Raw genomic sequence first — 22,560 nt, 5'->3', positions numbered from 1 at the left:
GAATTTATGGTGCATAGATATAAGTTTCTAAATAAGGGTCCATTTTAATGGCATAATCTTTAATATTATCTAGGCTTGGTGTTAACGGCTCTTTGCACTCTTTTTTGCTGATAATATTGTTGTCTTTATAAACAATTACGCCGTTAAAATTCCATCCTCTTCCTTCACCGTCATAAACGACATAGCTGTAATTTCCATTCTTAAATCGAATGTAAGTCGATGCTCCAGCAACGAACATTTGATGCCCATAAAAGACATTATTATTAGGTTGTTGAGGCACGGGTAGTGTGATTTCTGTTTTAGCCAGTGTGCCATAACGATAAACAGGGGGGTTTCCCTGTTCAGCGAACACGCTGACATACTTACCATTTTCAAGTTGGCAGGTAAATTCTTCAGCATAGACACTTGCGGATAATAATACGAATACAGTCGCGATAGCGATACGTGTTTTCATATTGTGTTCCCCGTTAATTACCTACATTATTACTTTTAGTATCGGCAAAAAAAATAAAAAATGTAGAGTAAATATTCTGATTATTTATTAGAGTTACTATTTTTTACTTTAACTGATTTTTTTATTATATCCAGAATTATTCACTATAATAGTTTTTTTCTTTATATTTTCGTATGTAACTACCTTTGTTTTACCCGTAACCAATATTTTATGCCTAAAAATTGTTTAAATTAGAATTAATTTGCTGATTGTTGAAAATATAGTAGTTTTTTAGTTTGATTTTCTCATCATTAATTAAAATTAATATAATTTTAGCAGTATTAATTGCGGAAATAACAGATTAATACAATTAATTGAATCAAGAATTCAATAATATCATATGGTTAGATGGTTATTATTGTATTTTGATTATATTTCAAATAGTTAATAGTATTGTTGGTGATTGTTTCTATTTATAGTCCTATTTTCATTGTGATCTCAGTCACATAAGTACATTGATGAAAAGTTAATGGCTGTAAATTTAACTTTCCGTGTCAATATAAATTATTGATATTAATAATAAATACTATTAAGCCGTTATAGGCTATGTGGTAGACGTTATCACATTGCTCACTAACTAATTTAATTAGAAAATGTATAGTATTGCTGTGCAACTAAATTAAATTATTGTCGGTTTCTATTTGGAGAATATAGTGAAAAATCAAGATTTATTGGGTTTATCTTCTGCCAATATTCTGAACTCGGAATTTGAGAAGAAATACCACGACGTTATTGCTCACTTTTTCAGCCGAGATCCGAAGTATTGGCCGATATTTCAGGATAAAACAATCCAATCGATTACACAGTTTAGAAAAACAACGAATAATGATAACGACCAATTACAGCGCTATGCTAATGGAGCACAATTATTTGAACGTTTAATGGCTGATACACAAATTCAGCAAAACATTAATTACCCAGAAAACGATCCTAATGAATTGCTGATGTTGGTTTCAACGTTATGTAAAAACTGGGAAAATCCACTCGCAGTTGAAAACGTAATTGCAATGCCAAGTGATCCAGGTGTTTATGGTTCAATTTTAGGGTTAATGGGTAACCCGAATATGGTGTATTGTGAATATTCTGGTGTTGCAGATGCACTAGAAAAAATAACAATTAAAAAAGTCGCTAAATTAGTGGGATACGATCCTGACGTTGCTTCCGGTGTATTCACACAAGGTGGCACCATGTGTAACTTATATGGTTATCTCTTTGGGTTACGTAAATCCATGCCTAATTCTAAACATTCAGGTATGGCAGCAGATCAAGACTATCGCATCATTAACTCTCAAGGCGGTCATTATTCAAACATGACTAACCTTGCACTATTAGGTGTTGATGTAGATAACAAAACTATTCGTATTAAAGTATCTGAAGATAATACCATTAATCTAGAGCACTTAGAGCGTGAATTAAGAGCCTGCTTTACTGTTAAGTGCAAAGTTCCAACTATCATGTTAACCACAGGGACAACAGATACCTTTGGTGTGGATGATGTGAAAGGGGTTTGTGAATTACGTGACCGCTTATGTGAAGAGTTTGAGATCCCTGTTAAGCCTCACGTGCACGTTGATGCCGCTGTGGGCTGGCCGATCATCTTCTTCTTAGAATATGATTTTAGTGGTAACCCACTGGCGATTAATGATGTCACCTTAGAAGGCTTACGTCAGAACGTTGAGAAATTTAAACATCTGAAATATGCTGACTCTGTGACTATCGACTTCCATAAATGGGGCTATGTTCCTTACACTTCAAGTTTAGTGTTAGTGAAAAATGGTCATGATTTTGTGGCACTGGAGAACGATCCAGAAAACTTCACTTATTTTGAACATGAATTAGAAGGGCAGACTCACTTACAATCTACTATTGAATGTACACGCAGTGGTGTGGGTATCTTTGGTGCTTATTCTGCAATGCACTATATGGGGATTGAGGGTTACCAAACCATTATTGCTCACTGTTTGCAAAACGCGAACTACATGCGCCATCGGTTGTTAGAGATGGGTAATGCAAAAGTGATCGTACCGCAAAACCAAGGTCCAAGTGTTGGTTTTAAACTGTATGATCCAAACTTAGTGAAAGATCCTAATGTTGCTTTTGATTTAGAGTTAACGTGTTCTACAGATAAAGAGGCATATGACTTTATGGTTCATAACACACAGTGGCATAGAAAACTTTTCTTACAGCGTGGTAGAGAAGGGTTGTTTACTAACTGGGTGGATTCTATTGCCTGCTCTAAATATGCGAAAAATAACCGTTATGTTTATCTTCCGGGTGAGAAAGCAGTATTTATGAACCCAAATACTGAACGTGCACATATCGATAATTTTATGAAGATTTTAACCGAAATGAGTCAAGATATGAGCTCAAAGAAGGTCGCAAAAATCTAATTCAATAACCGTCTAATTCAATAAAACAAACTGTACTTTAATCGAGGAAACGCATATTAAGGTACAGTTTTTATTTTATATGCTTATGATTGCAGATTATCTCAGTTGGCTGTCTTTACTACCTCGACGATTATACCCACTAAAGGCATTATTTTTTTTATCAACCATCTCCTGACAATTTAAACAATAACGTACACCAGGAACGGCTTTTTGCCTAGCCGGAGAGATTGGCTCACCACATTCATCACAAAACTCGGCACTTTCACCTTGTGCCATTTGATTGCGAGCTCTTGCAATTGCATCATCAATGGTGGCATCTATTTGCTCTTGAACTGCACTATCATTAGCCCATCCACTTGCCATCATATTCTCCTATTTTAACAGTGAATATAAATACTATTATTAGGGCGATGGCGAAAAAATCAACAAAGTAAAAGAGAAAATACACTTTAAGATATCGTGATAGAAATAAAAAACCCCTCATACCGAGGGGCAAATTTCAGAGGCAACGCTTGTTGTTATTGTTGTTGTTCTCGGATAAACAGAGAAATGATAAAGAAGAGGGCGACGAATACGATTATTAGGTTAAAGCCAACAGAAACATTATAGCTTTCTGAAACCTGACCGATTAATGAACCTGCTAACGCTCCGCCCAATCCTGAAGCTACATAAATAAGTCCCATCACCGAGCCACTTTTGCTAGTTAATTTTGTGGCAACCGCTGCGGCTGTTGGAAATAGCACAGATAATGCAAAACCAAATACCATAAATAGATAAACAACATCTTGCACAAAGATACGGCTAACAATAATGGCAATAAGCGAGAACAGTGAGAATAAAATCAATGTTTTACGATCACCCAGTGCAAGGTTAATAAAGCCACCAATAAAACGACCGATAGTAAATAAGAATGCAAAACTAGAAATAACATAAGCGGCGGTTTCTGCTTTTTGTGCATTACTCATATTCCCAATATCCATAGAGGTATAGAAAATAGGGAAGAAGTTTAAGAACGCGGCTTCGGCTGCCACATATAAAGTGATAAATAAAATAACCAGCAACAGTGACTTTTGTGTCAGCAACTCTAAAAAGTCACTGAATTTCATATCGACTTGTGCGCTACTTTCTATTTTTAACGTACTTAATACTAAAATAATCACAGCAACAATAACGGCAACACCAACATAAAAGGTACGCCATGAAATAGAGTGTGAGAATAAATATTGTAAAATAAGAGGCGTAACAATCATCCCTACACCAAACATGGCGTTAGAGACGTTAAACATCATTCCTGCTTTCTCTTTATAGAAAGTTGGAATAACAGTAACGATAGAGACAAGCATTGAGCCAATCCCTAAACCAATGACCAGATAAAAGCCAAAAAATAGCATCACGTTGAAAGCAAGGCTGGTTCCTGTTAAACCAACAGCCATCATTAATGAGCCAATAAACATCATGACTTTTAACCCTTTTTTATCGGTAAAATAGCCCGTTAATAAACTGGCGACTAAAAAGCCGATTTGGAAAAAGGTAATTAATGAACCTACTTGGCTCATATTTAATGAAATATCATGTTGAACTTGTTCGAGGATCAGCCCTTTTGTATTTTGAATGCCACCGAGTAAAAACATCGTGACAAACAGAAGGAAAAAGACTTTCCATTTTTGTTGTTTAGCCATAATTTGATCCTGATTTTCCGCGGTGTATTATTCTTTAATTGTGTTGTTGTTATAAGTGTTATTATTAGGTGTATTGTGTTCGCCAATGGCATCAAATAATTCTTGAGTCGCCCATCCATAGCAATAATAGAGTAAGTCATCACAAGCACTTTCTTCAGCGGCAATGACTGCTTCAATTAATTGAGTGGCAGGTAAATTCCACATTTGAATACCGCTATAAATAAAGGTATTTGGCTGTGAAAGTTGGCGAACTTTATTATTTTGTTCTGCAACAAAATGAATAGGAAAACCTTGCTGTTTAAAGGTTTCATATGAAATATCATAGGGCAATTCAAATAAGCGTTTGAATGCCGTAAATGCATGTTCTTGGCTTTCGCTATTATGGGCAAAATGATTAATTAACCCTTGAACATCTGCACCTCCCCCTAATTTATGATAAGGGAAATGTTTGAGCGTTGAAGAATAACGGGTTAATTCATGATAATTTTGACCTAAGATCCAACTGTAAGCAGGTGGCCATAGATCAAGCCATAACGTAATACCACCCGCAGTTTGTTTGGCATCAGACAGTAATTTTTCAACTAATTGAGTCACACTTTGTTGGCGAAATGCTTGCCACGCTTTTAACAAAGGCTCTTCTTTTAATGCGGAAACAGGTGTTTCGAAATCCCCTTGTTTCAATGAATCAGCTAAAGCCACAAGACGATGTTTGATTTCGTTAATAGGCAAACCTTGCTGTACCATTTTCTTTTCGCAGTGAGGGCAAAAACAGGTAAATAATCCCGCTGGATTGACTTCTTTACCTGCCCAATCAGGGAAACGAATTCGGTCAATTAAAAAGGTGTCGTAACCGTAGTTTTGTTTTAATGCTGTGAATGTCTTTTGCCATAATTGAGCAACATCAGGAGCATTAGGGCAGAGCCAATGTGCTTGTGGACGACCTTTAAAATCGACAACCTGATTGTTTTCTACATTACCAATAAAATCGCCATTCAGAATATTTGCCCATGGAATGACTTTATATTTTCCACCATCGGTGGCTTTTTTTATCGTCATTAGTGGATCTGCACCCGCTAAAATAGTGGGATCGACCCGTTGGCTCAGATGAGGAAAATCAGTATGAGTATTGATATGTAGTGTACCTGTTCCCATAACCATATTATGAATAGGGTTATGAGGTAGATCACCAACAGGGTAAGGGTTACGTTCAAAAATCGTATTAATTTCGACAAATAAATGCTCAACATGCTTCATACCGTCAAGGCGTTGAAGAATAGCGGGCATGCCTTCATCTAAAATATCATGTGGGTGAAGATGTATTCCTGCCATGAGTTGCTCCCATCTCGTTTAAAGACTTTTTTATTAGGGTTATCTCAATTGGATCTCGGGCATAAATTGAATTGATGGATAAACCGTGGCTAAGGCGAGAATAGCAATGCCATAAAGCGGGCCTTTTTCCCATAATTCAGAAAGCTCGATATTCACTTTGGTGTTAGCAAATAAATGTCTATCTAGATTTGCCTGAACACGCGGTAAAAAGGTATCAGCAGAGCGGGTGATCCCGCCTGTTAATACCACTTTTTCCAAATTTGCAATGGCGACTAAATTCATAATGCCGATGGCAAGATAATCAGCCATTTCTTCAACTAAGGATTGAGCAAGCGGATCGCCTTGTTGTGAGGCTTGAATAATCTCAATTGCACTAAGATTTTCCTCTCGTAAGTTTGCCATTCGCTCACTTAAACCTGAGCCAGAGCAGAAACTCTCAAAGCATCCTTTATTGCGCCAATTGCGAAAGAGATGGTCACGAGCAAACATCATATAGCCGATTTCACCAGCTGCATTGTTTGCGCCACGGATAACTTTTCCATCCATTAGTAAGGCGGAGCCTAATCCTGTGCCGATCCCAATCAGCGCACAACTGTGTGTATGACGGCAACGGCCTTTCCACATTTCACCGACAAGTGCTGCACGAATATCATTTTCGAGTACAATGGGTACATTGAGTTTTTCTGTAAGTTGTTGTGCTAGAGGCAAATTATCCCAATGAGGTAAGTTAGGGGAGCCTTCTAGTACAACCCCATTTTTGATATCGATGATCCCTGGTGTGGCGACACCGATAACATTGATCTTTTGGCGATCTACGCCGCTTTTTTCGATCACATTTTCAATACTTTGCGCAAATTGCGTAATGAAGTGTTCACGATCGTCAGTATCAAAGGTAGGTTCTTGATATTCATACAATAATTCGGCATCTAAGTTAAAAACCGCATAAGCGATTTTGGTTCCACCTAAGTCAATGCTGACACCTAAACTGTGTTGAGGATCGAAGTTAACTAAAATACCTTTTCTGCCTTGTCCTGCAGGCGAACTGACACCGCTTTCATAAACGATTTTTTCTTCAAGGAGATCGTTAATAATTTCAGACACCGTCGCTTTTGTAATTCCACTGATCTTGGCTATCTGAGCCCGTGACAAAGGACCTTGATGACGAATGACATTTAATACAAGCGAGGCATTCATTTGCCGTAATGTATTGGGTACGTTCGGTGTCACGTTACTACTCCATTTGTTTAGAAACAAAACTAAAAGATGTTTTTTTTATATAAAATCGTCTGTGTTTGATAGTTATGCACCGTTTTATTTACTTTGTAAAGTATAAAAAGATTAATTAGTTTAGAAACCATCCTAAATGAGTTTGTGATCACAATTTGATGAGTCTGATTTGTATAATGAGATCGTCCAAAAGATCTTCAATGTATATATTCGTTGCACATATTCTTAGGGCAATAAAATGACTAGAATGAAATCAATATCTATTGAACTAAAGAGAAAATTAGCATGAAAAAAGTAATGTTATTAAACGGGTTAATAGGAATGCTATTGCTATTCCCACTGTATTCGCAGGCAGTAACATTAAGCGGTTATCTTGAGGTAAAACGATTATTAGCTTTAGATCATCCTTCTAATAAACAACTAGAATCAGTGACACAAGCGTATTTAAATGGTATCGCGAATGGATTTAATTTTTATGCTGTTGCCGTAAAAATTGAGAATCAAAATAACGATAATTTTCGACCTCTTTATTGCCCGCCTCCGAAAGTAGAACAAAATGGCGATTTTATGGTTAAGCACATCGATGCTTATTTAGATAAAAATCCTGAAGTGAAGAAAAAACAAAAAGAAACGCCGTTGGAGTTAATTTATATTTTGGCATTACAAGATGCCTATCCTTGCCATGCTGATGGAAGTCTCTAAACGAAAAATAGCCACAATCCTTGTGGCTAAAATGATTTGGTGTGCTCTTTTTTTGTTATTTACTTCAGGTTGCCTCTCTCATAAGCCCCTTGATGGAAAACACTCAAGCGATTGCAACTTCAACTTGTTTTACGGGAACAAGGTGACAACAATCACTTTCACCGGTTTTCTCAAAGGTTGATAAACGGGTGATCAAGAGTGAATTCATGTCTGTTAATAATCCTTCTGCTTGCAGCTTTTGCATGATGTTTTCATCACAATCACTATTGTTATGACGTTGATAAGCAACAGGTGTGACACCACGCAACACGGTCAATTGACCTGCAAGTGCAGGATTATCTGTTAATGCATATACATTGTTATTCGGCATAAAACGTGACAACAAGGTCACTGATTTGCCATTTTCTGTTAATACGGCGACACTTAAATGTTTGTCGTCATGAAAAGCGGTTGTGGCTGCAGCCAGTGCAATCCATCGACCGGTTTGCGAATAGTAAGACGGTGATTGCCAAGGGTTTTCAGCATTAGCTGCAAAAGAGCGCTCTGCGCCTTCAGCTACGCGTGCCATTGCACTAACGGCTTCCACTGGATATTTCCCTGCTGCCGTTTCAGCTGACAACATGACGGCATCTGTTCCATCACCAACCGCATTTGCAATATCCATAACTTCTGCACGGGTTGGCATCGGGCTTTCAATCATTGATTCCATCATTTGAGTCGCGGTAATAACAGGGCAACCTAATGCGCGACAGCGTGCAATAAGTTGCTTCTGTGCACCCGGTAAACTGGCATCACCGATTTCAACCGCTAAATCACCTCGAGCCACCATAATGACATCAGATGCTTTAATAATGTCATCCATATTTTCTTCACAAGAAACCACTTCTGCACGTTCAACTTTAGCAACGATTTTGGCGTGACTTCCTGCTGCGATCACTAAATCACGGGCATATTCAATATCCGCACCATTACGTGGGAATGAAACGGCAATGTAATCTGCTTGAATAGTGGCTGCTGTGTGTATGTCTTGTTTGTCTTTCTCTGTTAATGCAGGTGCAGATAAACCACCACCGAGTAAGTTAATCCCTTTACGGTTAGATAATTTTCCACCAACAGTAACGACAGTCTCTATTTTATTATTATTGACGGCGCTGACTTGTAATTGAATATTGCCATCATCAAGTAACAAAATATTCCCTGGTGTGACTTCTTGAACAAGTTGTGGGTAATCCAAACCCACTTGTTGCTCGTCGCCTAATGTGCTGTCTAAATCTGCATTTAAAATAAAACTATCGCCTTGTTTTAATTGAATTGAATCATTTTTAAAGTTAGCGATACGAATTTTAGGACCTTGCAGGTCTGCTAAGATCCCGATAAATACACGATGTTTTTCTGCGACCTGACGGATAGTTGCGGCAGTGGCCTGATGCTGTTCGCGAGTACCATGTGAAAAGTTTAAACGAAATACGTTAGCACCTGCCATAATCAGCTTTTCAATCATCTGTTCTGAACAGCTAGCTGGGCCAAGAGTCGCAACAATTTTTGTCTTACGCATAATGACATTCTCTTTTTAAAGAGGGATACCCAACGGTATCCCTTGATGACAACTTAATTAATTCATTAATCCATGGTAACTTTTTTCGCATTCCAGACCATCATTGCGAGGATCATGGATACGATGGCAGAACCTATCCAGAAATACTGTACTGTGCTGAAGTCATAGTGAGTTACACCATCAATTTCAGTGACTTTAATTAATGATGCAGAAATTAATTCTTGTGCTGAGGCTGCAATGTAGGCGAATAGTCCGATAAAGCCTTTTACTGCGCCTACTGCGTTTTTCGGCATCAGGTCACAAGCGGTTAAACCTGCTAAAAACACAACTAAACCACCAATTGCAAAACCAATCATACTTAATGCAACTGCATCCATAACACGGCTTTGTGGACCCCAGAACATCAGTGCAAAACCTGCAATGTTGGCAATACCGTAAATCAGTGTTGGAATATGGCGGTTAGCGTTAAACAGTTTGTCTGATGTGATACCTGCTAAGATTGCACCGAAGAAACCAGCGATTGGGTAAGTTGACATGGCAAAACCAGCGTCAATCAGTGAATAGCCTTTTGAACCTTGTAAATAAAGAACAGCCCATGAACTGATTGCGTAGCGAGAGACGTACATTGCTGCACAGGCTGTGGCAATGATCCATACAGTAGGTTGTTTTAATATGAATAATTGTGCACGGCGTGTTTCTTTTGGATCGCTACTTTTAGCAAACTCAGCTTCTTCACCGAATGCAGTTGCTGGATCTGGCAGACCATAAGTGCGAGGACGATCTTTTAATAACATTAGTAAGATAATACCAGCAGCTAAACTAGCAATACCTGCACCGATAAAGCCTGCGCGCCAACCAAAGAAGCTCACTATGGTTGCAGTCAAGATCCATGTAATAGCTTCACCGATATTACGTGAGCCACCCCAGATAGAATAAACACTACCGCGTTGTTTTGGTGAGAACCATTGGAAGATAGAGACACAAGAAGGTGCTGAACCGACAGATTGGAACCAACCGTTAATACCCCATAATAGGACGAAAAATAGGCCGGCCGTTGACATCCCCATAAAAATACAGGTAATTGAGGAAGCAATTAACGAGATGGACATAAAGCGTCCAATATTCGCATAATCGGATAAGAAGCCGTTAGAGAACTTACCAAATGCATAAGTAAAGAAGAACGCAGAACCCATTAAACCGAGTTCAGTTGTTGTTACAATACCTGCATCTAGCATCGGTTTTTTTACCACACCGAGTGCCATTCGAACTACATAGAACATGGCGTAGCCAAAAACAAGCCCTATAAAAACCTGCCATTGGTATTTTTTATAAATTGATCTGATCTTTTCATTAGATTCTTCTAATAGAGGGAGATCTTTTCTTGTTTTAAAGAAATTAAACATATAGATAGCTCCGAAAAAAAATAGATAAAGCTGAAAGTTTTTAGTCGGAGTGAATACTAGCGAGTAGGAAGGAATAACAGCAAAACGTTAACAATGAGTCATGATTGACACATTACCTTAATTCGATGGGTTAAAACTGTAATCTAGGTAATTTATATTAGTATCAAAAGAAGAGAATATAAGCGTATCTCAAAAAAGATTGGGTCATAGTTGACTCACAATCGAAATAAAATAATTATCATGAAATTTTAAATTTATGATCCTGAGCACAATTCTAAGAAAACTTCTATGGTGGGGAAAATGAAAGGGAAACTTATTTTGTCATTCTTTTGTTTGTTTTTTATTTTCGGCGCAAATGCAAAAGATGATCGGCTTGTTATCTTGACTACACATTCAGATACAGTAATGCGCCCATTAATGCTAGCTTTTGCTGATAAATATCCAAATATTAAAACACAAGTTGTTTATCGACGTGTTGAGATTGCAGAAAGATTAATAAAAAATTATCCTTATCAGTCTATTGATATTGTAATGTCTTCTTCTGCAAATTTTTATCATCATCTTGATAGAGAAGGTTTGCTTTCTCGTTTGCCTATTAAATATGAAACCCCTGATTGGTTATTAAAGCACAGTAGTATTATAAACGATAAGGTAACGGCGTTTGGTTATTCAGGGATTGGGATTATTAGTAATACACAGTATTTACAAAAACATCAGTTACCATCACCTAAAAGTTGGAAAGATCTCACTGCTCCTATTTATCAAGGTCATTTAACGATGACAACACCCGCTAATTCTGGCACGACACAACTAATGGTCGAAAATATTTTACAGGAAAATGGTTGGGAAGAAGGTTGGAAAATCCTATTAGAATTGAATGGTAATTTAGCATCAATATCAGCGAGAAGTGCCAGAGTCAGTGATGCTGTTGCTAGGGGGATTGTTGGTGCAGGGCCTGTAATTGATAATTATGCTTTCAACCATCAAAAACGGTTTGATTTTATTGATTTCGACTATTTTGATAAATCAATAATTTTACCCGCTTATGTTGCTATTTTAGCTGAAAGTGATAAGCACGCTGAAGCAGGTGTTTTTATTTCTTTCCTTCTTTCCGAAGAGGGGCAGGAAATTGTTTATAACAGTGATATGGCAAAGATCCCGCTAAGTGAAAATGTATTAAGTACTAATTCTCAATTAGCTGATTCAACAGATTTTATTTTAGATAGTAATAAAGCTTATCATCGCCGTGAAGTAGTCAACGCTTTATTTGATCAAATGATCACCCATAATTTCCCTTTAATGCGTCAAGTTTGGAGTGATATTCATGAAGCAGAAAGACAAAAAGATCAAACGCCAGAACGGCTTGATGCGATTAGTCAAGCACGCAATATAGCAAGTTCAGTGCTTATTAGTGAAAATGAGGCTAATTCGCCAACTTTACAGGCACTTTTTACAAAAGCAGCAGACCAACGAGAATATACCGATCAAGCTTTAGCCGTGCTTTATCAATGGCGTACTTTAGAGGCCGAAAGACTTGAACAAGCACTGGCTTTATTGAAAGAGACAAAATCACCCTAACCGCCTTGTGGTTCAGATATATAGCAGGAAGCGCTGTTTTTATGAAGGGTATTACGGATGAAATTATTAGTGCCTAAACAATTTGGCAAGCTAGGTAGACGCCTTTATATGGCGTTTACTTTTAGTTTTTTACTCACCTTACTGATTGGGGTGATTATCTTTTTTATGTGGGGAAAACTGGCGACACAAATTAATGCGTCAGTGGGAGAATCTCTACCCATGTTAACCATCAGCTATAACATGGAGCGTTATAGCACCAATTTACAAATGTTATTAAAAGAGCGTGAACAAACACAACGAAAATCGATTTCAGAGCAACAACAACAGGAAATTCATCAGTTATTAGACAATTTGCGCGAATTTCCTATTGAGCAAAAGCCTCAACGTGATTTTTATACTCAACTTGTTGATGAATTATCATCGTTAATTTATCAACAGGATGTATTACTAGATAAACGACGTGAATTAGAAAATCGTCTTGCACAATTATTAGGGCAACTAGCGTGGATGCATGATGCTGTCGGCGAAGATATTAAGCCACTACTTAATGAAATCGAGTGGCATGTCAGCCAAATGATCAATGAGAAAAATGTACAGGAAAATAGTTTACAACTGTTATTAGAATCAACGTTATTACAAGAGTTATTTACCACGGAAAATGAGTTAATTAGCTTAGTTGAGGAAATTGCTCATCAACGTTATAGCCGTGATATTGATGTCGCCTTTCACTATATTAGTGTCAAAATCGATGAAATTATTTCGTTAAATCAGAAGTTAAAAAGCTATCCGTCGACGATTGCTCATCGTCAGGTATTACAAGAGATCATCGCTATTACTCGTTATGACGGCGATATCTATAACACATTGATTGATGATGTCGAAAATGAGAAAAAACTCAAAGCATTAGCACCTGAATTAAATGAAAAATTATCACAATTTGATAATGCGGTAAGTGGTAATGTTTTTGCGACCAGTGAAGTGTTAAATGAGCTCAATGGTAATACGCGTAAACTGATGGCGACGGGAAAAATCGTTATTGTGGTGATTATTGTCGTCTCTTTATTACTCAGTATTATTGTGATGAAAATCTTGATTGATAGACGATTAATTGCGAGGTTGAATAAACTCAGTGATGACCTAGCGCATGTGGCTAAAGGCAATTTAACAGAACCAATGCTCATTGAGGGGCAAGATGAAATTGGTTTATTAAGCCGGCGACTTCGTCGTTTTTGGCGTCAAATGAAAGAAGTTGAAGCGACTAATGCGTTAAATCTTATCAATAACACCGATGCGAGTTTAATTACCTGTCACCACGATGGCAGAATGGAAACCGTTAATCCGAGTGCTGCAACGTTATTAGGTACAGGTAAAGAGCAAAGTAATAAACCACTTTGGTTATTATTTAGTGGTGAAGCCAGTACTATGTTGAAAGCGCAATTTAGTTCAACAAGTCCGCTTTATCGTTTAGGACAAAGTGAATGCATCATTCGAATGGTAAAAGCGAGTGAGCCTCATTTCTTACAATTTAATATTCGTGAATACCCTCATAAAGACGAACATAAATATATTGTGACTATCACCGATATTACGCGCCAAGAGTTAAGTCGATTAGAGCTTCAACGGCTGGTGGCCCTAAAAACACAAGATTTGCAGGATAAAAACCAGCAATTAAATGAAGAGATTGTGCGTCGTGAGCAAGCACAAAAACATTTAATTCAGACCCAAGAAGAGTTGGTTCAAGCTGCCAAAATGGCGGTTGTTGGGCAAGCGATGACAAGCCTTGCTCATGAGCTTAATCAGCCCCTTTCAGCAATCAATACCTATCTGTACAGTGCAAAACTCACCATACAGATGGAAAAATATGATCAATTGCCTGATTCTATAGAGCGTATCGAGAAGCTTTGTGCACGAATGAATCGAATTATCACTGCATTACGTAATTTTTCACGTAAATCGTCATCTGAAATTAGCTTTGTTTCAGCACCATTAAAAGAGCTTGTGGACAGCGCCATGGTGCTGGTTGAGTCTCGTTCTAAACGAGAGCAGTGTATCATTACGAATAATATCCCTAATGAATTAACTATTTGTGCCGATCCGACGCAAATAGAGCAAGTCTTGGTTAATTTGTTTGTTAATGCAATGGATGCAATTGCCGGTGTTGGTGAAAGTCAGATCACCATTGACCTTTTATCTGTTGATCCTAAAAGAAAATTAGTGGGGATCTCTGACAGTGGAGAAGGGTTCAATTCCGCTGTTTTACCAAAATTATTTACCCCGTTTACCACAACAAAAGATGTGGGGTTAGGGTTAGGGTTATCCATTTGTCGTTCTATTATGCAACGGTTTGGTTATGAAATTTACTTGGCCTCAGCGTTAAACGGCGGCGCTATGGTCGTTTTGGAGTTTACTGATGACACAATCACTCATGCCTGATATTGATGTTTTATTAATTGATGACGATGAAGATATTCTTGAATCTTATCGTCATTTACTTAACCTTGCAGGTATGGTTGCCAGAGTGACTAATTCGCCTGAAAAAGCATTAAGCCTTTTAACACCAGAGTGGCAAGGGGCTGTTGTGCTCGATATTTATATGCCCGCAATGAATGGTATGGAGGTACTTGAGCGCATTAAGCAAATCGATTCTCGTATTCCCGTCATCATGATCACCGGACATGGCGATATACCATTGGCTGTGGAAGCGGTAAAAAAAGGGGCTTATGATTTTATTGAAAAACCCATTAATCCCCCTGTTTTTTTAGAATTAGTCGCAAAAGCACATAAAGAGCGTCAATCTATTCTCGCCCTTAGAAACACCGTAATAAGCACCACACAAGAGCGCTTAGTGGGAGACAGTGCGCAAATTACGGCGATTCGAGAACAAGTACAACAAATTGCGGATATTGATAAAGATTTAATGATAGAAGGTGCGATGGGAACAGGGCGTCACCTTCTTGCTCAATTGCTACATGAGTTAAGTCCACATAGTGATAAAGCTATCCAAACGGTAGACTGTCAAAATTTATCCGATATCAAACAGGTTATTGTTCAAATTGAAACTGATGGAGTGGGTACGTTAATTTTACGTTCTCCATATGATTTATCATCAGAAGCACAGCGTTGGTTAAGTTCTTATCTGCTGGATATGGAACGTCAAGGAAAGCGTCACTTTAGAACCATTGCGATTTTAGAAAATAATACACAACAACTGGTGACGGAAGGGCGATTAATACCTGAATTCTATTACTATTTTTCACAAATTACCTTTTCATTGCCTCCCTTAAGCGCAAGACGTCCTGATATTATTCCATTATTTAGAGCCTTCTTACGACAAAGTGCACAGCGACTCGGTATTGCCATCCCAAAAATTGATCGTAACTATCTTGATATTTTAAAACGTTATGATTGGCCAGGTAACATTCGCGAATTACGAAATGTCGCTGAGCTTTATGCGGTAGGTATTGTGAAAATGGTAGATAGTGAACAACACCGAGCGATTATTCCACCTGAAGGCCCTTTAGATAATCTTGTAGATGAATATGAGCGTCGATTAATTGAAGATGCGTTATATTTATTTGCGGGTCGCGTCAGTGATGTTGCTGATTATTTAGGTATTCCACGTAAAAAATTGTATTTACGGATGAAAAAGCACGACCTTGATAAGGATAGCTATAAACCAAAGGTTTAATTTACGTTTTATTGCATAACAAAGAGGCGCCATACTGGCGCTCTTTCACATTTTTTTAAGATACATTACTTGAATTATCTTGTCGCTAGTGTCACAAAATCGCCTGCCCACTTGCTGGTAAATTCAATGCGCAAAGCGCCTTCCCATAAACCTTCAGGTAATGATGCTACAGATTGAGAACCATTGATGACATTAAATAAAAAAGCACTTTGAAGACTTTTTAGCTCACTTTTCTCTGACGCTTTATTTGCTGGCATCAGCCCATGATGAATACCTTTTTGGTTATCAAGAATAACGGTTTCTTGATTATTTGATAATGTTTTACCGTTCCAGTCTGTTTTTACTATTAATACTGAATTATCTGTCGCATTTTTAAGTTCATTACTAATAATTTTCGATGTTAATTTAAAATCTGTTGCCCCTTCAGCATCTTTAACGGTGATATCAAAAGCGCCATCTTGTGCATTAAAACGGTTATTTTCTGTGACTTCAAAATGCAGGGCATTTAAAGGGGTTACACCTAATTCACTCTGGGGTTTCTTTATTGCTGTGGCATGCCAATTTGCAATTGTCTGTACTGATGAAGTATTGGCAAAGGTTGTTGTTGTCGTGAAAGCCGTCAGTAATAAGCTAAGTAATACGTGGTATTTTTTCATGGTTTATTCCTACAGAGTAAATCGACGTTAATAGCAATATCGGCTAAAAAGTCTTTTTCATGAGTTTATACATAAAATTTAGATTATCTAAAAAAGATGATTCATTAGATAAATTATAGAATGAATTGAAAAAATAGTTTATTTAAAACATCATAAAAAAATAGGAATAAAATGTAATAAAAATAGCTTTATCGTTAATAATGTAAAGTTATTTATTATCATGTGGTTATGTTTGTATTGCTGTCTTTTTGTGATAATTAATTGAAAATTAAAAATGACAAATATGACAGAATATAAAATAATTTAATTAATTATGTATTTATAAAAATTATATATTTAACCAAGTTACATTTTCTTTCAAATGGGAGAATAGGCTGAATAGGGTAGAGAAGATTATTGAATGGGTAAAAATACTTACATTAATCGTAAAAAGGTAGCCTGATAGGCTACCTTGAGTTTTGCCATTATAGTTTTGTTAGTTTGAAGCACAGTTATTTTCTAATCCAATATAACGGTCAAAAGCAATAATAAACTGCTTATGCTCTTTCTTTAACCAAGGGTGTTGGTAACTTTCGCCGGGTAATAGCTGTAATATCTTGGCATTTTCTTCATCAGAATCGCACTTATCATTTAACAGTAAGCGAAAATAAGTATTGCCTGTGTTTTTGATAGTGCCAGCAACATTATTATGATCATAAGTGAATTTCATTTCACGAGGACGAATAACCATCACGGTATTTAACCCAACAGTAGGAACGACTAAAGGCTGCTTACTGTTTTCCTGATAAGGTACTAAGTTAACCGGTGTTTCTTCAATAATAATACGGTAATAACGCTCTTTATCATCTTTAGCACCTTTATAAAATAATTTAAAAAACTCATGTTCATTAGGTAATAATACTTTTTGCAGAGGAGTGTAAAGTATTTCACCATCTTCTATAGGAAGTTGTTTTTCATCTTTTTCTTTACCTCCCGGCTTTTCTATTTTATAGACATGAATTTTATAAAGGTTTGTTCTATCAGTATTATTAAGATAAGTACGAGAGAAAAAAGATTTATCAGATTCAAGAGTAAAAACTTCAGAGCCAACATAAAGCGCATGGGCTGAAAATACCAGTGTTGAGAGTGTTAATGTGCTAATAAATGTTAATATTTTTTTCATTCTATCTCTTTAATTCGTTGTTTTTAATAATCAGTAATAAACAACACTATAATACCGTTAATCTCGATTGCATAATGTAGGATTAAATGCAAAACGGGTATAAACACTCAATTTATCTCCGCGAGTAGTACGGTATTTATTGTACTTCCCCGGCACTGGGTAAGGAAACAGTGATCGGCATTAACGAAAGCTGTGTATTACTGACTTTGGATGAGGAATTATTATCATAGGGGATCCCGTAAACTTTACTGCTATTGAGTGCAGACATGGTTGCCCATACGCCGTTGCACTCAGGTTTAAGTGGTTTTCTGCAAAACTCCAAATGCTATCAATAGAAAAATAACTGTTAGTGTTATCTTTTTGCTGTTTCATCTTATTGTTATAGCCCCCTAAATTATAGGTTGTGACAGAGGAAATATTATTGACCGTTGATTTTCCTAATATCTATGAGCGTGCTTTAATTTGTGTAGCCAGACCCGCTTCATTGACATTTAACGACATAATAAAAGTACTTAAATCAAAATTAATCTTGGCATCAGGAGAGAGAATGATGGTGTTTTTTATCTACAGCAGAGGCGTATTTTTTATTAAATAAAATTAATTACAATCTAATTATGGCTTGTATTGTATGAAGCATGGAAAGTCATTATTTAACATTGTTTTTTGATTATCAAAAATACACATTCTTTTAAGGATGAGTCTTTTTTGAGTATGAAAATAATTTAATTATATATTTTATAAATGGATTTTTATGGCTCTTTTAATAAATTAATCAAGTGTTATTATTTTATTAAATATTAAAATTCATTTTCTTTTAAATATTTAATCAATATATTTTCTTTATTTTATTAATAGTCATCGTGTATTTTGTTGACTTGCCCGCACATGATTGTGCGGGTTTTTTTATGCGGTTAATTTAAAAAGAGATTTATAACGACGTTATAGGTTCAATAACTAATTCACCCTTATTGATATCGAATTTTAACTTTTGTGATTCAGTGATTTTTAATAGAGAAGGCCCTAAATTGACTAACATTGGTAAGTGCATTTCAGCTGCAATAATAGCACTGTGAGAGAGAGCATCACCTTTCGCTAAAGCAATACCGACTAATTGACTATCAATTAATTGAATTAAAGTAGAAGGAAAAAGCTCTTTTGCTACTAAAATAGCGGGTTGTGAAGGGGTAAAGCTTGGGCGAGTTTTATCCTGTAACTGATAAAGTACTTGATTACGTAGATCACGAAGATCGAGTTCACGTGCTCGTAAATAAGGATCTGTGAGTGCGCAATACAACTGTATCCTTTCTTGTATTTCATCAGACCAACTTTGCTGAGCGCTGATCTTCTCTTCTTTAATGCGATCAATCACACTCGCGATTAACTCATCATCATCTAGCATCATGATATGGCCATTAAAAATAGCCCCTATATGCTCACCTAAAATTTGGTTCGCTTTATTAGCATGTTGCTTTAGATCGTTTAACGTGTTTTTAATGGCATGATTAAATTTTATGATTTGATCGTCAATATCAATTGGTTCAGATAGATTTTCTACGGGTGACAATTCAGTTTCATGCCAAATAAAAGCAGGGGCTTTAATTTGGGCGATAGGGGCTAAAATACCTTTTAGTGTCGTGGTATCAGGATCAGAAGAAAACGCTTCACCGAAGCCATTTTGAGCGAGTTCAAGAAAGGCGGTGATTGCTTCATCTTCTTGCTCACCCGAGGCAATTAAAGTGATTTCATCGCCTTGGCGAATTTGTATTAATGAAAGCTGATTTAAACTGAGAGGATTAATACGTCTATTCCCTTTAACTAATTGATAATCAGCTTGAAAGGTAGAAAGGATTTCCACTAAGGTGGCCGCTGGTCTTACATGTAAACCATGAGGATTACGTACTACCCAACTTGCCTCTTTACCCTGAAGTTTGACAGGCGCATTAATGTCATTTTTAGGCTGAACAAAGTTTTCACCAAGCTGAATTTTTTTGGGGTATAACGAGTTTGTGGCCTCTTCAATGACTTTTTCTAAAGATGCGCCAGAAGAGGCGGCAACGACGGCAGCAAGAGTGCCTTCAACTAATGGTGCAGAGCAGAGCGTGACTTTTTCAGCGAGTTCTGGTTCAAGTAGTTCAATTGCGGTTTCTGCACTCAATATGGCACTGCCTAAATCCATCATCACAACAATAGACTGTGCCTGCGAAAGAGATTCAATCGCCGTCATAATTTTAACGGCATCCGTACCAATCGCATGTTCTTCATCATTAATACCGGCGGCAACAGCAAGTTGACAGTGAGTAGGATTAATCATCTGACTGGCAAGTTCTGCCACACCATCAGCGAGATGTTTACTATGAGAAACAATAACAATATTTATCATGGTAGACCTTTTATTTATTTGTCAGCTATGCATTAATGCTATTAGCAAGCGCTTTTATCATTAGTACCACTGAAGCACTGCCAGGATCTTTATGTCCGATGCTACGTTCGCCTAAGTAGCTTGCTCGTCCTTTTCTGGCTTGCATAGGAATGGTATTGTCAGCGGCTTTTTCGGCCACAATTTGTGCTTGGGCGAGGGCTTCTTCGATAGAAAGATTTTGTGTATTAGATTGTTTTAATGACTCAACCACAGGCCACCAAACATCACACATGGTTTTGTCATTGGGCTCTGCTTTTCCTCGACTCACAATACCTTCTACACCTTCAGTTACCATTTCAACAAGTTGATTGAGTTCTAAGTTTTGTAATGAAGCCGTCGGTTTTGCTGCGCGAATAAAGAAAGTGCCAAATAGAGGACCACTTGCGCCACCAATGTTAGAAAGCAATGTCATGCCTGTGGTTTTAAGAATAGAGCTAATATCTTGGCTTTCAAATTCAGGTAGTTTTTCCAGCACTTTTCTAAAGCCACGGTTCATATTTAAACCGTGGTCGGCATCACCTATTTCGCGATCTAAGTCTGTCAGATAATCACTATTTTGTTCAAAAAGTGATGCACATTGTTCTAGCCAAAGAATAATTTGAGCATGAGTTAAAGCCATTTCGAGTTCCTTTTTCTTAAAATTAAAAACTTATTTCACCATCGCCGGTGTGTTAACAGGCGCATCCCATAAGGTAAGTAATTCGTTATCGGCTTTTAATAACGTAATTGAGACGCCTGACATATCGAGTGAAGTGCAATAAGAACCAATTAAAGAACGCTCGATGGTTAAGCCAAAATTTTCACAGCATTGGGTCAAATGGTGATAAACACCATACAATTCAGATAGTGGTGTTGCACCAAGGTTATTAACTAAAGCAATAACGTGATCACCGGATTTTAACGGCTGCTTTTCTTGATTTTCATCTAACCAAGTGCCATTTTCACGATCCCAATTGCGGATCACGCGTTGATAGTGACCATTTTCAATTAAGGTGTTAAACATGGCATCAACGGTATCATTGAGGGAAGTAAATTTACGGCGATCAATACCCGGTTCACCGTGAATACCGACACCAAACTCCATTTCATTTTCAGGCAAAGTAAAAGACGGTTTTCCTGCGGCTGGCACAGTACAGGCGCCTAAGGCAATACCAATAGAAAAACCATTGTTGTTAATGTGGTGACCTAATTTAACCAGTTCATCAAGAGAGTCACCTCTTTCAGCAGCTGCACCCAACAATTTTTCCATTAAAACAGTATTGGCAACACCACGGCGTCCTGCGGTATATAAACTGTCTTTAACTGCTACATCATCATCCACTAATACGGTTGCGATTTTTACACCATCGTCATGAAGTAATTCTGTTGCTGTTTCAAAGTTCAGCACATCACCCGTGTAGTTTTTTACGATCATTAAAACACCTTCACCGCTATCAATGGCTTTGGCGCAGTCATACATTTTATCAGGTGTGGGTGATGTAAATATTTCACCGGGGCATGCACCATCAAGCATCCCTTTACCTACAAAACCTGCATGCATGGGTTCATGCCCGCTTCCACCGCCAGATAACAGAGCAACTTTACCTTTTATTGGAGCATCTTTTCTTGTGACATAAAAAGAAGAGGGATGAAGTTTGATTTCAGGATGGGCTTTTGCGAAACCTTGTAATTGTTCAGATAACACATCATCAACTCGATTAATCAGCTTTTTCATCTAAAATGCTCCATTTTGAAATTTGTGTTTAGTCTTCAAATCAGAAATGAGGTTTCTGTTTTTGGGGCTGACAAATTATTTATTAAAGGATTGGCAAACACAGTATAAATAGGCGGTGTTTGTTTTATTTAAACATAAGAATTATTTTTATTTAGCTCAAAAATGAATCTACATCATTTATCTTTCTATAAAAATAGGTGCGTCAAATAACCTGTCAGAATGGGAGCAAGATCATAAAAATAGATGAAAAAGAAAGTATCTGATCGTGATGGCTACATGCCTTGCAAAAGAGTGAGTGCTTTCTCTCTCTGTTCTGGAGAGAGGTTTTTGATAACATCGAATAACAACGTATCTTTGTTTTTTGCACTTGGCATCAATGTATGACTAAAGGTTAAGTTTAAAACAAAGGTATGCCCACACTCAGGATCACGGCAGGCACAATAGAGATCGGATAACTCTTTGTGTTTGCGATTACTTTTCTTTATAAGCGCTTTTTCACCACATTCAGGACAAAAAATAGTTAAGACACGCATATCATTTTCTCTTTGCTATAGACTATCTGATG

General features: G+C 37.2%; 19 protein-coding genes. 5 read left to right on the top strand and 14 right to left on the bottom strand.

The genetic code is table 11. The features are described 5' to 3' along the window. Nucleotides 1-4: 4 nt before the first annotated feature. Nucleotides 5-454 carry a hypothetical protein gene (locus GWJ05_RS03350; RefSeq protein WP_161681059.1) on the bottom strand — a complete coding sequence of 150 codons (450 nt, stop codon included), beginning with the start codon at nt 452-454 and terminating at the stop codon, nt 5-7. Nucleotides 455-1,146: 692 nt separating this feature from the next. Here GWJ05_RS03350 and GWJ05_RS03345 point away from each other — a divergent pair. Then, nucleotides 1,147-2,883 carry a pyridoxal phosphate-dependent decarboxylase family protein gene (locus GWJ05_RS03345; protein ID WP_036934271.1) on the top strand — a complete coding sequence of 579 codons (1,737 nt, stop codon included), beginning with the start codon at nt 1,147-1,149 and terminating at the stop codon, nt 2,881-2,883. 96 nt (nt 2,884-2,979) lie between these two features. On the opposite strand, the gene GWJ05_RS03340 is transcribed toward GWJ05_RS03345, so the two are convergent. From GWJ05_RS03340 to GWJ05_RS03325, 4 genes are all read right to left on the bottom strand, one after another. Beyond that, the gene (locus GWJ05_RS03340; protein ID WP_103005107.1) at nt 2,980-3,246 is read right to left on the bottom strand and encodes a DksA/TraR family C4-type zinc finger protein; all 267 of its coding nucleotides are present in this window, start codon (nt 3,244-3,246) and stop codon (nt 2,980-2,982) included. A 155-nt stretch (nt 3,247-3,401) separates the two neighbouring features. Further along, the gene (locus tag GWJ05_RS03335; protein WP_161681057.1) at nt 3,402-4,562 is read right to left on the bottom strand and encodes an MFS transporter; all 1,161 of its coding nucleotides are present in this window, start codon (nt 4,560-4,562) and stop codon (nt 3,402-3,404) included. Between the two features lie 27 nt (nt 4,563-4,589). Further along, a complete protein-coding gene (locus GWJ05_RS03330; RefSeq protein ID WP_052038428.1) occupies nt 4,590-5,891 on the bottom strand; it encodes a hypothetical protein in 1,302 nt (433 codons plus the stop codon). A gap of 39 nt (nt 5,892-5,930) precedes the next feature. After that, nucleotides 5,931-7,118, bottom strand: a complete 1,188-nt coding sequence (locus GWJ05_RS03325) for an ROK family transcriptional regulator (protein WP_224215390.1) — start codon at nt 7,116-7,118, stop codon at nt 5,931-5,933. A gap of 285 nt (nt 7,119-7,403) precedes the next feature. On the opposite strand from GWJ05_RS03325, the gene GWJ05_RS03320 reads away from it, so the two are divergent. Next, nucleotides 7,404-7,820, top strand: coding sequence for a Rap1a/Tai family immunity protein (locus GWJ05_RS03320; protein ID WP_036934265.1), 417 nt, complete (start codon nt 7,404-7,406; stop codon nt 7,818-7,820). A 103-nt stretch (nt 7,821-7,923) separates the two neighbouring features. Here GWJ05_RS03320 and pyk read toward each other — a convergent pair whose 3' ends face one another. Both pyk and GWJ05_RS03310 read right to left on the bottom strand, forming a co-directional pair. Beyond that, entirely contained in the window at nt 7,924-9,375 is a 1,452-nt protein-coding gene (pyk, locus tag GWJ05_RS03315) for a pyruvate kinase (RefSeq protein ID WP_036934263.1), read from the bottom strand. Nucleotides 9,376-9,440: 65 nt separating this feature from the next. Beyond that, nucleotides 9,441-10,778, bottom strand: coding sequence for an MFS transporter (locus GWJ05_RS03310; protein WP_036934261.1), 1,338 nt, complete (start codon nt 10,776-10,778; stop codon nt 9,441-9,443). A 300-nt stretch (nt 10,779-11,078) separates the two neighbouring features. On the opposite strand from GWJ05_RS03310, the gene GWJ05_RS03305 reads away from it, so the two are divergent. Genes GWJ05_RS03305 through GWJ05_RS03295 form a run of 3 tightly spaced genes read left to right on the top strand, consistent with a single transcriptional unit; the run spans nt 11,079 to nt 16,044 of the window. Then, on the top strand, nt 11,079-12,356 hold the full coding sequence (locus GWJ05_RS03305) for an ABC transporter substrate-binding protein (protein ID WP_036934260.1): 1,278 nt from the start codon (nt 11,079-11,081) through the stop codon (nt 12,354-12,356). 57 nt (nt 12,357-12,413) lie between these two features. Then, the gene (locus GWJ05_RS03300; protein WP_161681055.1) at nt 12,414-14,789 is read left to right on the top strand and encodes an ATP-binding protein; all 2,376 of its coding nucleotides are present in this window, start codon (nt 12,414-12,416) and stop codon (nt 14,787-14,789) included. Continuing rightward, nucleotides 14,767-16,044 (top strand): sigma-54-dependent transcriptional regulator, encoded by a 1,278-nt coding sequence (locus tag GWJ05_RS03295; protein WP_036934256.1) that lies wholly within the window; start codon nt 14,767-14,769, stop codon nt 16,042-16,044. Before GWJ05_RS03300 ends, GWJ05_RS03295 begins: the two co-directional genes overlap by 23 nt. A gap of 74 nt (nt 16,045-16,118) precedes the next feature. Here GWJ05_RS03295 and GWJ05_RS03290 read toward each other — a convergent pair whose 3' ends face one another. The 7 genes from GWJ05_RS03290 to GWJ05_RS03265 form a co-directional block, all read right to left on the bottom strand. After that, nucleotides 16,119-16,700, bottom strand: coding sequence for a common pilus major fimbrillin subunit EcpA (locus GWJ05_RS03290; RefSeq protein WP_036934253.1), 582 nt, complete (start codon nt 16,698-16,700; stop codon nt 16,119-16,121). 475 nt (nt 16,701-17,175) lie between these two features. Then, nucleotides 17,176-17,862, bottom strand: a complete 687-nt coding sequence (locus GWJ05_RS03285) for a hypothetical protein (protein ID WP_036934251.1) — start codon at nt 17,860-17,862, stop codon at nt 17,176-17,178. A gap of 136 nt (nt 17,863-17,998) precedes the next feature. After that, nucleotides 17,999-18,130, bottom strand: coding sequence for a hypothetical protein (locus tag GWJ05_RS18660; protein WP_257474733.1), 132 nt, complete (start codon nt 18,128-18,130; stop codon nt 17,999-18,001). 660 nt (nt 18,131-18,790) lie between these two features. After that, nucleotides 18,791-20,242, bottom strand: a complete 1,452-nt coding sequence (dhaM, locus tag GWJ05_RS03280) for a dihydroxyacetone kinase phosphoryl donor subunit DhaM (RefSeq protein WP_087803385.1) — start codon at nt 20,240-20,242, stop codon at nt 18,791-18,793. Nucleotides 20,243-20,267: 25 nt separating this feature from the next. Further along, entirely contained in the window at nt 20,268-20,900 is a 633-nt protein-coding gene (gene dhaL, locus GWJ05_RS03275; RefSeq protein WP_087803387.1) for a dihydroxyacetone kinase subunit DhaL, read from the bottom strand. Between the two features lie 30 nt (nt 20,901-20,930). After that, nucleotides 20,931-21,995, bottom strand: a complete 1,065-nt coding sequence (gene dhaK, locus GWJ05_RS03270) for a dihydroxyacetone kinase subunit DhaK (RefSeq protein WP_036934246.1) — start codon at nt 21,993-21,995, stop codon at nt 20,931-20,933. A 272-nt stretch (nt 21,996-22,267) separates the two neighbouring features. Beyond that, nucleotides 22,268-22,528 (bottom strand): ogr/Delta-like zinc finger family protein, encoded by a 261-nt coding sequence (locus GWJ05_RS03265; protein ID WP_036934245.1) that lies wholly within the window; start codon nt 22,526-22,528, stop codon nt 22,268-22,270. Between the last annotated feature and the right edge of the window lie 32 nt (nt 22,529-22,560).

The sequence above is a fragment of the Proteus sp. G2626 genome (assembly GCF_009915985.1).
Classification (GTDB): Bacteria; Pseudomonadota; Gammaproteobacteria; order Enterobacterales; family Enterobacteriaceae; genus Proteus; species Proteus vulgaris.
Note: the sequence above shows the minus strand (reverse complement) of the source record. Positions and strands in the feature narration are given on the sequence as shown.